Origin of the sequence: Kitasatospora sp. NPDC059812, from assembly GCF_042732075.1 — a bacterium.
Classification (GTDB): Bacteria; Actinomycetota; Actinomycetes; order Streptomycetales; family Streptomycetaceae; genus Kitasatospora.
Map to the genome: position 1 here is coordinate 1 of NZ_JBHWIO010000103.1, position 13532 is coordinate 13532.

The following is a 13532-nucleotide window of genomic DNA, read 5'->3' on the forward strand; positions in this document are numbered from 1 at the left end:
CTAGGTCCTGTCCGGTCGATCTTGGCGGATCAGCCCGCGGCGTTGGGCGCCCGGCTGGGCGTGCGCCCGAATCATCCTCGTACTGGACGTACTTGGGCGATTCGGGCGTGCGTCCAGGCGGGATGCCCGGCGTCGCGGGCCCGGCAAGATCGGCCGGACAGGGCCTTGCTGTGCAGCCGGCCGTCAGCGCATGGAGCCCGTGCGCAGGAGGGTGCGGATGACACGCATCGCGACCGAGAGGCTGGACAGCTCGTAGTTGTCCGAACCCCTTATGTCGTCGAGGGTGCTCTTGGCGCGGTTCAGCAGGGTGGCGTTGAGGTCCGCCCAGGCCGTGTAGCGCTCCTCCGGGGTGGCGCCCTCGGGGCCGCAGGCGAGGATGTCGGCGGTCAGCGCCGCGTGCGCCGCGAAGAGGTCCTCGCGGATCGCGGCCCGGGCCATCGACGACCAGCGGTCGGTGCGGGGCAGCTCGATGATGCGGTCGAGCAGGTGGGTGATCTGGAGGCGGTCGGCGAGGTCGTAGTAGAGCTCGGCGACCTCGGCGACGTCCTTGTCGGAGCGGTCCGCGACCTCGCTGATGTCCAGCGTCGGGAAGGTCGAGGAGAGGCCGGCGATCCGGGTGGCCAGTTCCTCCGGCACCCCGGCCGAGGCGAGCTCGTTGTAGACGGCCTCGAACCAGACCAGGTCGTCGCCGCGCAGCGGCTTGGGCAGCGAGCCCCAGACCTGGTCGACCCGGTCGTGGAAGAACTCGATGGTGCCGGCGATGTCGAGCGGCTGGCGGCGGTTGTTGAGCATCCACCGGGTGGCGCGCTCGACCAGGCGCCGCGAGTGCAGCCGCATCTTGGTCTGGACCCGGGCCGTGACCTCGTTGTCCAGGCCCTCGATCTCGGCCCAGATGTCCTCCAGGCCGAACACGGCCCGGGCGGCGGTGTGGGTCCGGGCGATCTCCTCGTAGGTCGCGCCGGTCTCCTCCTTCAGCCGGAAGGCGAAGGTGCAGCCGCCGCGGTTGATCGTGTCGTTGACGATCAGGGTGGTGATGATCTCGCGGCGCAGCGCGTGGCTGTCGATCGCGTCGGCGAACCGGGCCCGCAGCGCGCTCGGGAAGTAGTCGTGCAGCGCGGTGTGGAAGTACGGGTCGTCGGGCAGCGCGGTGGCGAGCAGCTCGTCGGCCAGCGTGATCTTGGTGTACGCGAGCAGGACGGACATCTCGGGCTGCGAGAGACCGCGGCCGTTCTGCTGGCGCTCGCGGATCTGGCGCTCGGTGGGCAGGAACTCCAGGCCCCGGTCGAGCTGGCCGGCCGACTCCAGCCGGTTGATCATCCGGGAGTGGACGTTGACCATGCTGTGCGCCTGGGCGACGGCGTTGGCCAGCACCACGTTCTGCGCGTAGTTGTTGCGCAGCACCAGGTGGCCGACCTCGTCGGTCATCTCGGCGAGCAGGACGTTGCGCTGCTTGACCGTCATGTCGCCGTCGGTGACGACCTGGTTGAGCAGGATCTTGATGTTGACCTCGTGGTCCGAGGTGTCCACGCCGGCCGAGTTGTCGATGGCGTCGGTGTTGATCCAGCCGCCGGTGCTCTCGGGGCCGCCGACCGCGGCGTACTCGATGCGGCCGAGCTGGGTGCAGCCGAGGTTGCCGCCCTCGCCGATGACGCGGGCCCGGACCTGGTCGCCGTTGACGCGGATGGCGTCGTTGGCCTTGTCGCCGACCTCGGCGTTGGTCTCGGTGGAGGCCTTGACGTAGGTGCCGATGCCGCCGTTCCAGAACAGGTCGACCGGTGCCTGGAGGATCGCCTTCATCAGCTCGGCCGGGGTGAGCCGGGTGTCCTGGACGCCGAGGGCGGCCCGGACCTGCGTGCTGAGCTGGATCGACTTGGCGGTGCGCGGGAAGACGCCGCCGCCGGACGAGATCAGCGACTTGTCGTAGTCGTCCCAGGAGCTGCGGGGCAGTTCGAAGAGCCGGCGCCGCTCGGCGTAGGAGGCGGCGGCGTCCGGGTTCGGGTCGAGGAAGATGTGGCGGTGGTCGAAGGCGGCGACCAGGCGGATGTGCTCGCTGAGCAGCATGCCGTTGCCGAAGACGTCGCCGGACATGTCGCCGATGCCGATGACCTTGAAGTCCTCGGTCTGGGTGTCGACGCCGAGTTCGCGGAAGTTGCGCTTGACCGACTCCCAGGCGCCGCGGGCCGTGATGCCCATGCCCTTGTGGTCGTAGCCGGCCGAGCCGCCGGAGGCGAACGCGTCGCCCAGCCAGAAGCCGTAGGACTCGGCGACGCCGTTGGCGATGTCGGAGAAGGTCGCGGTGCCCTTGTCGGCGGCGACGACGAGGTAGGTGTCGTCCTCGTCGTGGCGGACGACGTCGGCCGGGTGGACGACCTCGCCGGCGACCAGGTTGTCGGTGATGTCGAGCAGCGCGGAGATGAACGTCTTGTACGAGGAGATGCCCTCGGCCAGCCAGGCGTCCCGGTCGACCGACGGGTCCGGCAGCTGCTTGGCGACGAAGCCGCCCTTGGCGCCGACCGGCACGATGACGGTGTTCTTGACCATCTGCGCCTTGACCAGGCCGAGGATCTCGGTGCGGAAGTCCTCGCGCCGGTCGGACCAGCGCAGACCGCCGCGGGCGACCTTGCCGAAGCGCAGGTGCACGCCCTCGACCTGCGGCGAGTACACCCAGATCTCGAACGCGGGGCGCGGGGCCGGCAGGTCCGGGATGGCCTTCGGGTCGAACTTCATCGACACGTAGGAGTGCCAGTCACCGGAGCCGTCGTGCTGGAAGAAGTTGGTCCGCAGGGTGGCCGTGATGAGGTGCAGGAAGGAGCGCAGGATGCGGTCCTCGTCCAGCGAGACGACCTCGTCGAGCGCGCCGGACAGCTCCTCCAGGATGCCCTCGGTCAGCTCGGCGGCGCCCTGCTGGTGGCTGGGGCTCAGCCGGGCCTCGAACAGGTTGACCAGCAGCCGGGTGGTGTGGGTGTTGTTGCGGAGCGCGTCCTCCATGTAGTCCTGGGAGAACGTGGAGCCCGCCTGGCGCAGGTACTTGGCGTACGCGCGCAGCACCGTCGCCTGGCGCCAGGTCAGCCCGGCGGTGAGGACCAGCTCGTTGAAGCCGTCGTTCTCGGCCTTGCCGGTCCAGGTGGCGGCGAAGGTCTCCTGGAAGCGCTCGCGGGCCTCGTCGGTGAGCTCGGTGGCCTCGCGCAGCTTCAGGCCGAAGTCGTACACCCACGCGGTGGTGCCGTCGGAGCGGCGCAGCGCGTACGGGTGCTCGTCCAGCACCTCGACGCCCAGGCGCTGGAGCACCGGCAGGACCTCGGTCAGCGAGATCGGGCCGCCGACCCGGTAGACCTTGAAGCGGCGCTCGTCGGCGCCGGCGCCGACCGGCTGGTACAGGTTGAGGCGGAAGTCGCCCTCGCCGTGCAGCGACTCGATCTGCTTGATGTCGGCGACGGCGGTGCGCGGCGGGAAGTCGGCGCGGTAGCCGTCGGGGAAGGCGTTGGCGTACTTGTGGCCGAGCTCGGCGGCCTTCTCCTCGCCCAGTTCGGTGTGCAGCTGGTCGTGGAAGCCGTCCATCCAGAACCGGGCGGCCTCGGCGAGGCGGTTCTCGATCCGCTCGATGTCGGAGTCGGTGAGCTGCGGCAGTTCGGTGCCGGGGGCGACGCGGACCACGAAGTGCAGACGGGTCAGCACCGACTCGGTGGCGTACACCGTGTAGTCGATGGTGGCGCCGTTCAGCTCTTCCTTGAGGATGTCGGTGAGCAGCAGCCGGATCCGGGTGGTGTAGCGGTCGCGCGGCAGGTAGATGAACGCGGAGAAGTAGCGCCCGTACTCGTCCTGGCGCAGGAAGAGCCGCAGCTTACGGCGCTCCTGGAGGTACAGCACGCTGGTGGCGATGGAGATCAGCTCGGAGGCCGCGGTCTGGAACATCTCGTCCCGCGGGAAGGTCTCCATGATCTGCAGCAGGTCGCGGCCGTCGTGGCTCTCGCTGGAGAAGCCGGAGCCTTCGAGCACCTCCTGCACCTTGCGGCGCACGACCGGGATGCGGGTGACCGACTCGGTGTAGGCGGCGGAGGAGAACAGGCCGAGGAAGCGGCGCTCGCCGATCGGCTCGCCGGCGGCGTTGAACTTCTTCACGCCGACGTAGTCCAGGTAGGACGGGCGGTGCACGGTGGAGCGGCTGTTGGCCTTGGTGAGGACGAGCAGCTTCTTCTCGTGGGCCTTGGCGCGGACCGGCGCGGAGAGGCGGCCGAAGGCCTCGCTGGCCGGGTGGTGGTGGTCGTCGTGGCCGCGCGGGTCGGAGCGCAGGATGCCGAGGCCGGTCCCGGCGACGGCCTTCAGGACCTCCTCGCCCTCGTGCCCGACCAGGTCGTACTCGCGGTAGCCGAGGAAGGTGAAGTGGTCGTCGGCGAGCCAGCGCATCAGCTCCCAGGCCTCGCCGACCTCCTGCTCGGGCAGGCCGGTCGGGGGCTCCTCGGCGAGCTCGTCGGCCAGGCGCAGCGCGCTCTCGCGCATCTTGCTCCAGTCCTCGACGACCTCGCGGACGTCGCCGAGCACCCGGCGCAGGTCGGCCTCGATCGCGCGCAGGTCGTCGCGGTCGGTCTCGCGGTCGATCTCGATGTGCATCCACGACTCGACGCTCGCGTCGGCGGGCCACTCGGCGCCGGCGGCCTGGCTGCGGGAGCAGGCGTCGACGTCCAGGATCTCCAGCAGCTTGCCGGTGATGTCACGGCGGACGACCAGCTGGGGGTGGATCACGACGTGGATGGCGCGGTCCTGGCGGGACAGCTCGTTGGTGACGGAGTCGACCAGGAAGGGCATGTCGTCGGTGACGACCTCGACCACGGTGTGGCCGCAGGACCAGGCGTTCTCCTCGACCGAGGGGGTGTGCACCCGCACCTCGGCGGTGCCCTGCGGGCGCTTGAGGCCCAGCCGGTAGTGGGAGGCCGCCGCGCCGTAGACGTCGACCGGGTCGCGGTCGACCAGGTCCTCGGGCGCGGTGTGGAGGTAGTAGTGGTGCAGGTACGCGGTCAGAGCGCCGTTGCTCAGACCTTCCCCCGGCGCCGCTCCCCCCACCTGGCTGTTCTCAGCGGCTGCGGCTGCTTTCTTGAGCAGGTCGGCCTTGGCTGCGTCCAGCTTGGTCTGCATGACTTCTTGGCTCCTGTCGCGCGCCGTTGCGTGACTCGGTGGTGTGTGGGTGTACACCGACGGGTCACTCGCAATCCTGCCGCACCTTCCGACTGAAAAGGCTTCATGGCGCGCATGAAATTCCTTCGCAATGGGTAGGACGATTCGTCCTGCGGAGCCACCCGACGACGCCAGCCAGCCTAACCGGATCAATCGAAGGTGGACAGGGACAGGGAGGCGCAAACTCGCAGGATGATCGGTCCGTCCTGGACACCATGTCCAAACCGGAGCTTCCCGTTCACTCTCAGCCCATGTGCGGGTACCGCAGGTCCGTGGGGGGAACGAAGGTCTCCTTGATCGCGCGGGCCGAGGTCCAGCGCAGGAGGTTCTGGGCGGCGCCCGCCTTGTCGTTGGTCCCGGAGGCCCGGCCGCCGCCGAAGGGCTGCTGGCCGACGACCGCGCCGGTCGGCTTGTCGTTGATGTAGAAGTTCCCGGCGGTGAACCGCAGCGCCTCCACCGCCTGGGCGATGGCGTAACGATCCTGCGCGATCACCGAGCCGGTCAGGCCGTACGGGGCGCCGGAGTCGACCCGGCGCAGCACGTCCTCCCAGCGGGCGTCCTCGTAGACGTGGACGGCCAGGATCGGGCCGAAGTACTCCGTCCGGAAGATCTCGTTGCGGTAGTCGGAGGAGACCAGCACGGTCGGCCGGACGAACCAGCCGATCGCGTCGTCGTACTGGCCGCCCGCCGCCAGCTCGATCGTCGAATCGGCCTTGGCCCGCTCGATGGCGTCCCGGTTCCTCTCGAAGGCGCGCCGGTCGATGAGGGCGCCCATGAAGTTGGAGAGGTCGGTGACGTCGCCCACCGTGAGCGCGTCCACCTCGGCCAGCAGCTCGTCCTTGATCTTCTGCCAGAGGCTGCGCGGCAGGTAGGCCCGGGAGAGCGCCGAGCACTTCTGGCCCTGGTACTCGAACGCGCCGCGGACCAGCGCCGCCTTCAGGATCGCCGGGTCGGCCGAGCGGTGCGCCAGCAGGAAATCCTTGCCGCCGGTCTCGCCGACGATCCGCGGGTACGCCCGGTAGCCGCCGATGTTGGCGCCGATGGTCTGCCAGAGCGACTGGAAGGTGGCGGTGGAGCCGGTGAAGTGCAGCCCGGCGAGCGCCGGATCGGCGAGGGCCACCGCGGACAGCTGGACGCCGTCGCCGGTGACCAGGTTGATCACCCCGGGCGGCAGACCGGCCGCCTCCAGCAGCCGCATCAGGTAGTACGCGGCCAGGGTCTGGGTCGGCGCGGGCTTCCAGACCACGGTGTTGCCCATCAGCGCGGGCGCGGTCGGCAGGTTGCCGGCGATCGCGGTGAAGTTGAACGGGGTGATCGCGTAGACGAAACCCTCCAGCGGGCGGTGGTCCACCCGGTTCCAGACGCCCGGCGCGGAGATCGGCTGCTCGGCCAGGATCCGCCGGGCGAACTGGACGTTGAACCGCCAGAAGTCGATCAGCTCGCAGGCGGAGTCGATCTCGGCCTGCTGCGCGGTCTTGGACTGGCCGAGCATGGTGGCCGCGTTGAGGGTCTCCCGCCAGGGCCCGGCCAGCAGGTCGGCGGCCCGCAGGAAGACCGCCGCCCGGTCGTCGAAGGACAGCGACCGCCACTGCCGGCCCGCCGCGAGCGCCGAGTCCACCGCCGCGCGGGCGTCCTCCCGGGTGGCGTTGCCGAGCACCCCCAGCTTGGCGGCGTGGTGGTGCGGCTGGACCACGTCGATCCGCTCACCGCCGCCGAACCGCTGCTCGCCGCCGATGGTCATCGGCAACGGGATCTGCTCGGCCGCCAGCTCGTCCAGCCGCCGGACCAGCCGGCCCCGCTCCGGGCTGCCGGGCGCGTACCCCAGCACCGGCTCGTTGACCGGGAGGGGCACCTCGGTGACTGCGTCGATCGGCATGGCGGCTCCGTCCTGCTGACTGCTCCGGTGGGAGGGCCCGATCCCACCGGACAGGCCCTGGTCCAGCCTGACCAGCGGCCGCGCGATCCGCCCGCTCAGACACGCGGACGGCGGACGTGGCGCCCGCCACGCCCGCCCCGGCCGGTCAGCCCCGCCCCAGCCGCCCGGCCAGCTCGACCGCCTCCGCCAGGCTGTCCACCACCGGCACCCCGAGCGGCTCCAGCTTCTCCCGGGTGTGCGAGCCGCCGGTGTAGAGCACCGCGTGCGCACCCGCGCCCAGGGCCGCCCGGGCGTCGTCCGCCGCGTCGCCGATCAGCACCGTACGGGCCGGATCCACCCGCTCGCCGAGCGCGGCCAGGTGCCGGGCCAACTGCTCCGCCTTCTGGCCGCCGGACGGGCCGCTGCGGCCGTCCACCCGCAGGAACCGGCCGGTCAGGCCGAAGGCGTCGACCAGCGGCAGCAGCTTCTCGTGCTCGTACATCGACAGCAGCGACTGGCTGTGCCCGGCCTCCCGCCAGCCGTCCATCAGCTCGTGCACGCCGTCCGTCAGCCCGCAGGCCGGGCTCAGCTCCCGGTAGCGGTCGTGGAAGGCCTCGTCCAGCCGGAGCCACTCCTCCTGGGACGGCATCCGGCCGAGCAGCCGCTCGTAGAACCGGGGGATCGGGATCTCGTACTGCTCGCGGTACTCCCGCATGGTCATCGGCCCGACGCCGATGGTCGCGAACGCGGCGTTGCTCGCGCCGAGCACCGCCTCCATGTCGTGGAAGAGCGTGCCGTTCCAGTCCCAAACGATGTGTGTAGCCACGCGCGAAACGGTAGCCCCGACCACCGACACGCCGGTAGGACGGGGCTCACGCACCCCTCTGCTCCGCTCGGGTGCGCCCGGCCGTTCAGGCCAGCAGCGCGGAGATCTCCTGGGTGGCGAACCAGAGCAGGTCGTGGTCCTCGGCCCCGTCCACGGTGAACTGGGCGTCCTGGTCGCCCGCGTCGGCCGCGGCCACCGCCGCCACCGCGGCCGCGACGTCCTCGACCACCTCGCCGTCGGCGACGTCCGCGTGCACCGCCGCCGCCTTCGCCAGCGGCAGCGGGCCGGCCAGCACCACCCGGCCGAGCGAGGCCTGGTCCTGGTACTCGTCGCCGGGGAACGGCCGGACGGCCGAGTCGGCCACGTCCAGGGCCACCACGACCCGGCGGCGCGGGGCGTCCGGGTCGGCGGCCAGCAGCCGCAGGGAGGACTGCGCGGCCCGGTTCAGCGCCGCGTACTCCAGCTCCTCCAGGTCGTCACTGACGTACCACTCGCGCAGCGCGGGCGTCACGGCGTAGGCCGCGGACTGGTCCAGGGCACCACCCGGGTGCGCCGCCGCCAGGCCGTTCAGGGTGGTGGGCACGTACACGCGCATCGGTGGCACTCTCCGGTTCGTCCAGCGGCACAGCTTCCAGCGCCCCAAGAATAAGCGCCGCCGGGCCGGGCGTGATCACCTCGGCCCGACTCAGCGGGCGGCCCGCAGGGCCTCGCCGCACGTGTGCAGGGCGCTCTCCAGCACCGCGTCGCGGCGGGCCGGGTCCATCATGTTCGGGCCCATCACGGCCAGGTCGGCCGGCGTCGGCGCGAGCAGCCGCACCCGTACGCCCTCGGCCCGCAGCAGCACGGCCTCGCGCAGCAGCTGCCGGGTGACGGCGCGGCGGTAGCGGCTGACCAGCTGGGCCAGCACGCCGCGCGGGCGGTCCCGGGCGCGCCACTCGCGCAGCGCGGCGAGGGAGCCCGCGAGCCCGCTGGTGCCGGCGACCCCGCTGGTGCCGGCGACCCCGCCGGCGTCGGCGTCGGCACTGTCGGCACTGTCGGCGCGGTCGGCGCGGTCGGCGCGGGGGCGCAGCCGCAGGGCCATCGGGGCGAGCACGTACACCTCGTCCAGGCCGCGGCCGAGCAGCAGGTCGGCGTTGGTGGCGGACCAGCAGCCGCCGTCCACGTACGCCGAGCCGTTCAGCCGCACCGGCGCGAACCAGCCGGGGATCGAGCAGGAGGCCATCACCGCGTCGGCGACCGCGACCACCGGGGCGTCCGGGTCCCCGAAGACCACCCGGCGGCCGCTGCGGTAGTCCACGGCCGCCACCCGCAGCGCCGCCGCTCCGGCCCCGGCGTCGGCCTCGCCGTCGGCGCCCGGCGGCGGCCAGCCGCCCGGGCCGAGCAGGCCGCGCACCAGCTCGCCGACCGGGGCCAGCGAACCGCGGCCGGGCGGCGCCATCGCCGACACCATGGTCAGCAGCGGGTACTCGCGCGGGTGCCGGACGGCGTCCCGCAGCAGGCCGGGCGAGCCGATGCCGGCCCCGGGGCGGGGCGGCAGCGCGCCACCGGCGGCCGTGTCGTAGTCGAAGTCCACCCCGGCCAGTGGGCCGTCGGTGATCGGCAGGCCGCGCTGGTGGTCGCGCAGTTGCTCGGTGCGGACCCCGCCGGCCAGCATCGCGCCGAGGATCGAGCCCGCCGAGGTGCCGAGCAGCACGTCCGCGCGGCCCGGCCGCCAGCCGGTGGCCTCCTCGACGGCGCAGAGCGCGCCGACCGTCCAGGCCGCGCCGAGCATCCCGCCGCCGCCCAGCACCAGGCCGCGCCGGGGTGCGTCCCCGGTCGGCGGGGCGGTGCCCGCGGCTGCCGGAGCCGGAACCGCCGCTACCCGTGTCGTCATCGCGACCGCCCGTCGTCGTGGGTGCGGTCGTGGCCGCCCGGCCCCGTCCCGCTCCGCGCGGTTCCCGATCAGGCTCCGATGGTGCGCGCCGACGGCCGGGCACCGCAACGGGGGCGGCGGTTCGGGCCACCCGGTCCGGCGCATCGAACCGTCCTCTTTCGGACCGTACGGCCCGCCCACGCACGTCAATCGGGCACCGCACGACCGCGCGCCGGGCCCGGCACCGCACTGATCGATTCACTCGGATAGGTGAACTTGTCGGTCACTCCAGGAGCAGCGGCAAAAGCCCTTGCCGCCCGACGCGGCGCACCGCTAGCAAGGACCCGTCCGCACCCGTACCACCTTGCCCAGGAGCCCGCCGTGACCGCACCGCTCACCGCCCGCCCGCACCGCCGGCCGCGCACGACCGCCGCCCACGACCCGGCCGGGCGCCGCCCGCGCCACCCCCGCGCCGCCTGCACCGGCCAGGGCGGCCACGATCCCCGGGCACTGGCCTCCCGCTTCGCCCACCAGCTGGTCGAGGTGCTCACCGGCGCCCGGCCCTCCGGCCAGCTGATGCGGCACACCAGCCTGGACGGCTACGGGCAGCTCGCCTCCCTGGTCCGGGCCGGCGCGCTGCGCCGCGGCGGCGCCGCCGACCGGCCCCGGCTGGGCCCGGTGCACGACCGCTCGCCCTCGCCCGACGCGGTCGAGGCCTGCGTCCGGGTCGACCTCGGCCGGCGGCACCACATGGTGGCCTTCCGGCTGGAGCAACGCGGCCAGGCCGGGCAGTGGCAGTGCACCGCCGTGGAGGCCCGATGACCACGGCAGTCGCAGCGACCACGGCAGTCTCAGCGGCCAGGGCGGCCACAGCGGCCCCCACGACCGCGCGGCGGCCCGGGACGGCACAGGGCGCCGCCCCCGTCCGGGAGCGGCGCCCTGTGCGGCGTCCTGCGGCCTGCTCAGCCCTTGCGGCGGCGGCCCTTGGCCGACTTCGCGGCCTTGCGGCGCTCGGCGCGGGTCAGCCCGTCGCCCTCGTCCTCCGGCCCGAGGTCCTCGAAGTCGCCCTCGATGACACCGCCGCCGACCTCGTCCGAGGGGGCCGTGTAGTGCAGCCGCTGCGGCTTCGGGGCCTCCAGGCCCTTGGCCTTGATCTCCGGGCGGGCGGCGTCCTTCTCCAGCTTGTCGAGCAGCACCTCGGCGTCCGCGATCGGGACCTCCTCGACCTGCTGCTCGACCTGGACCTCCAGGTTGAACAGGTAGCCGACGGACTCCTCCTTGATGCCCTCCATCATCGCGGTGAACATGTCGAAGCCCTCGCGCTGGTACTCGATCAGCGGGTCGCGCTGCGCCATGGCCCGCAGGCCGATGCCCTCCTGGAGGTAGTCCATCTCGTAGAGGTGCTCGCGCCAGCGGCGGTCCAGCACCGACAGCACGACCCGGCGCTCCAGCTCACGCATGATCTCGGCGCCGAGCTGGTCCTCGCGGGCGCCGTACTGCGCCTGGATGTCCTCCTGGACGACCTTGACCAGGAACTCGGAGGTCATCGCGGCGGGGCCGCCGGCCTCCTCCTCCAGCTCCTCCAGGTCCAGGGTGACCGGGTAGAGCTGCTTGAGCGCGGTCCAGAGCTTCTCCAGGTCCCAGTCGTCCTCGAAGCCCTCGCCGGTGGCCGCCTTGACGTAGGCCTCGACGGTGTCGTCCATGAAGTGGCCGACCTGCTCCTGCAGGTCCTCGCCCTCCAGCACGCGGCGGCGCTCGCCGTAGATGACCTCGCGCTGGCGGTTCAGCACCTCGTCGTACTTGAGGACGTTCTTGCGGATCTCGAAGTTCTGCTGCTCGACCTGGGTCTGCGCGGAGGCGATCGCCCGGGTGACCATCTTGGACTCGATCGGCACGTCCTCGGGCACGTTGGCCATCGACAGCACGCGCTCGACCATGCCGGCCTTGAACAGGCGCATCAGGTCGTCGCCCAGCGACAGGTAGAAGCGGGACTCGCCCGGGTCGCCCTGACGGCCGGAGCGGCCGCGCAGCTGGTTGTCGATCCGGCGGGACTCGTGCCGCTCGGTGCCCAGCACGTAGAGGCCGCCGGCCTCCTTGACCTCGTCCTGCTCCGCCTTGACCGAGGCCTTGGCCTTCTCCAGGGCGGCGGGGAACGCGGCCTCGTACTCCTCCGGGGTCTCGGTCGGGGTGAGCCCGCGCTGCGCCAGCTCGGCCGCCGCGAGGTGGTCGGAGTTGCCGCCGAGCATGATGTCGGTACCGCGGCCGGCCATGTTGGTGGCGACGGTCACGGCGCCCTTGCGGCCCGCCTGCGCGACGATCTGCGCCTCGCGCTCGTGGTGCTTGGCGTTCAGCACCTCGTGCGGGATGCCGCGCTTGCGCAGCTCCTGCGACAGGTACTCGGACTTCTCCACCGACACGGTGCCGACCAGCACCGGCTGGCCCTTCTCGTGCTTCTCGGCGATGTCCTCGACCACGGCGGCGAACTTGGCCGGCTCCGACTTGTAGATCAGGTCGGGCTGGTCGATGCGCAGCGGGTTCTTGTTCGTCGGGATCGGCACCACGCCGAGCTTGTAGATCTGGTGGAACTCGGCGGCCTCGGTGGTGCCGGTACCGGTCATGCCGGCGAGCTTGTCGTACAGGCGGAAGAAGTTCTGCAGGGTGATGGTGGCCAGCGTCTGGTTCTCGTTCTGGACCTCCACCCCCTCCTTCGCCTCGATCGCCTGGTGCATGCCCTCGTTGTAGCGGCGGCCGGCCAGGATGCGGCCGGTGTGCTCGTCGACGATCATGACCTCGCCGTTCATGACGACGTAGTCCTTGTCCGCCCGGTACAGCTCCTTCGCCTTGATCGCGTTGTTCAGGAAGCCGACCAGCGGGGTGTTCACCGACTCGTAGAGGTTGTCGATGCCGAGGTAGTCCTCGACCCGGGTGACGCCCTCCTCCAGGATGCCGACGGTGCGCTTCTTCTCGTCGACCTCGTAGTCGCGGTCGATCTTCAGGCGCAGCACCAGCTTGGCGAAGTCGGCGTACCACTTGGTCGCCTGGTCGGCCGGGCCGGAGATGATCAGCGGGGTGCGGGCCTCGTCGATGAGGATCGAGTCGACCTCGTCGACGACCGCGAAGTTGTGGCCGCGCTGGACGAGTTCGTCCTTCGACCAGGCCATGTTGTCGCGCAGGTAGTCGAAGCCGAACTCGTTGTTCGTGCCGTACGTGATGTCCATCGAGTACTGGTGCTTGCGCTCGGCGGGCGTCATGTTGCCGAGGATCACACCGACTTCGAGGCCGAGGAAGCGGTGCACCCGGCCCATCCACTCCGAGTCGCGCTCGGCGAGGTAGTCGTTGACGGTGATCAGGTGGACGCCCTTGCCGGTGAGCGCGTTCAGGTACGCGGGCAGGGTGCCGACGAGGGTCTTGCCCTCACCGGTGCGCATCTCGGCCACGTACCCGTGGTGCAGGGCCGCACCACCCATGAGCTGAACGTCGTAGTGCCGCTGACCGAGCACCCGCTTGGCGGCCTCGCGCACCGTGGCGAACGCCTCGGGGAGGATGTCGTCCAGGGTCTCGCCGTCCGCGAGCCGCTGCTTGTACTCGTCGGTCAGCGCGCGCAGCTCGGCGTCGGTGAGGTTGACGAAGTCCTCTTCGATGGAGTTGACCTGGGCAGCAATCCGCTGCAGCTTGCGAAGGATCTTGCCTTCGCCGGCGCGCAGGATCTTGTCGAAGACGGACACTTGGGCGGGCTCCTTGCCTGTATTGGCACTGGACGACTGCACGGCGGGTTCACCCCACCGCACGGGCCATCGTATGCGAGGAGTCCAATGCCCCGGGAGGTGCGT

The 13532-nt window shown here is 71.6% G+C and carries 7 protein-coding genes; 1 reads left to right on the forward strand and 6 read right to left on the reverse strand.

Annotated features, from left to right (window positions below; genetic code table 11):
- Nucleotides 1–183: 183 nt before the first annotated feature.
- The 5 genes from ACFV6D_RS33850 to ACFV6D_RS33870 form a co-directional block, all read right to left on the reverse strand.
- Nucleotides 184–5130 carry an NAD-glutamate dehydrogenase gene (locus tag ACFV6D_RS33850; protein WP_380562612.1) on the reverse strand — a complete coding sequence of 1649 codons (4947 nt, stop codon included), beginning with the start codon at nucleotides 5128–5130 and terminating at the stop codon, nucleotides 184–186.
- Nucleotides 5131–5413: 283 nt separating this feature from the next.
- Entirely contained in the window at nucleotides 5414–7039 is a 1626-nt protein-coding gene (pruA, locus tag ACFV6D_RS33855; protein ID WP_380562629.1) for an L-glutamate gamma-semialdehyde dehydrogenase, read from the reverse strand.
- 151 nt (nucleotides 7040–7190) lie between these two features.
- The gene (locus tag ACFV6D_RS33860) at nucleotides 7191–7850 is read right to left on the reverse strand and encodes a haloacid dehalogenase-like hydrolase (protein ID WP_363587346.1); all 660 of its coding nucleotides are present in this window, start codon (nucleotides 7848–7850) and stop codon (nucleotides 7191–7193) included.
- Nucleotides 7851–7935: 85 nt separating this feature from the next.
- Nucleotides 7936–8445, reverse strand: coding sequence for a DUF6912 family protein (locus tag ACFV6D_RS33865; RefSeq protein WP_350881082.1), 510 nt, complete (start codon nucleotides 8443–8445; stop codon nucleotides 7936–7938).
- A gap of 90 nt (nucleotides 8446–8535) precedes the next feature.
- Complete coding sequence (locus ACFV6D_RS33870) at nucleotides 8536–9723, reverse strand: patatin-like phospholipase family protein (protein ID WP_380562614.1); 1188 nt, start codon at nucleotides 9721–9723, stop codon at nucleotides 8536–8538.
- Nucleotides 9724–10083: 360 nt separating this feature from the next.
- Between ACFV6D_RS33870 and ACFV6D_RS33875 the strand changes: the two genes are divergently transcribed.
- Nucleotides 10084–10524 carry an Rv3235 family protein gene (locus ACFV6D_RS33875; RefSeq protein ID WP_380562616.1) on the forward strand — a complete coding sequence of 147 codons (441 nt, stop codon included), beginning with the start codon at nucleotides 10084–10086 and terminating at the stop codon, nucleotides 10522–10524.
- A gap of 140 nt (nucleotides 10525–10664) precedes the next feature.
- On the opposite strand, the gene secA is transcribed toward ACFV6D_RS33875, so the two are convergent.
- Nucleotides 10665–13427, reverse strand: coding sequence for a preprotein translocase subunit SecA (gene secA / locus ACFV6D_RS33880; RefSeq protein ID WP_063349158.1), 2763 nt, complete (start codon nucleotides 13425–13427; stop codon nucleotides 10665–10667).
- Between the last annotated feature and the right edge of the window lie 105 nt (nucleotides 13428–13532).

Bases quoted from the DNA above. Each gene is read 5' to 3' on its own strand.
- ACFV6D_RS33865 (WP_350881082.1), bottom strand. From the start codon at position 8,445: ATGCGCGTGTACGTGCCCACCACCCTGAACGGCCTGGCGGCGGCGCAC.
- ACFV6D_RS33870 (WP_380562614.1), bottom strand. From the start codon at position 9,723: ATGACGACACGGGTAGCGGCGGTTCCGGCTCCGGCAGCCGCGGGCACC.
- ACFV6D_RS33850 (WP_380562612.1), bottom strand. From the start codon at position 5,130: ATGCAGACCAAGCTGGACGCAGCCAAGGCCGACCTGCTCAAGAAAGCA.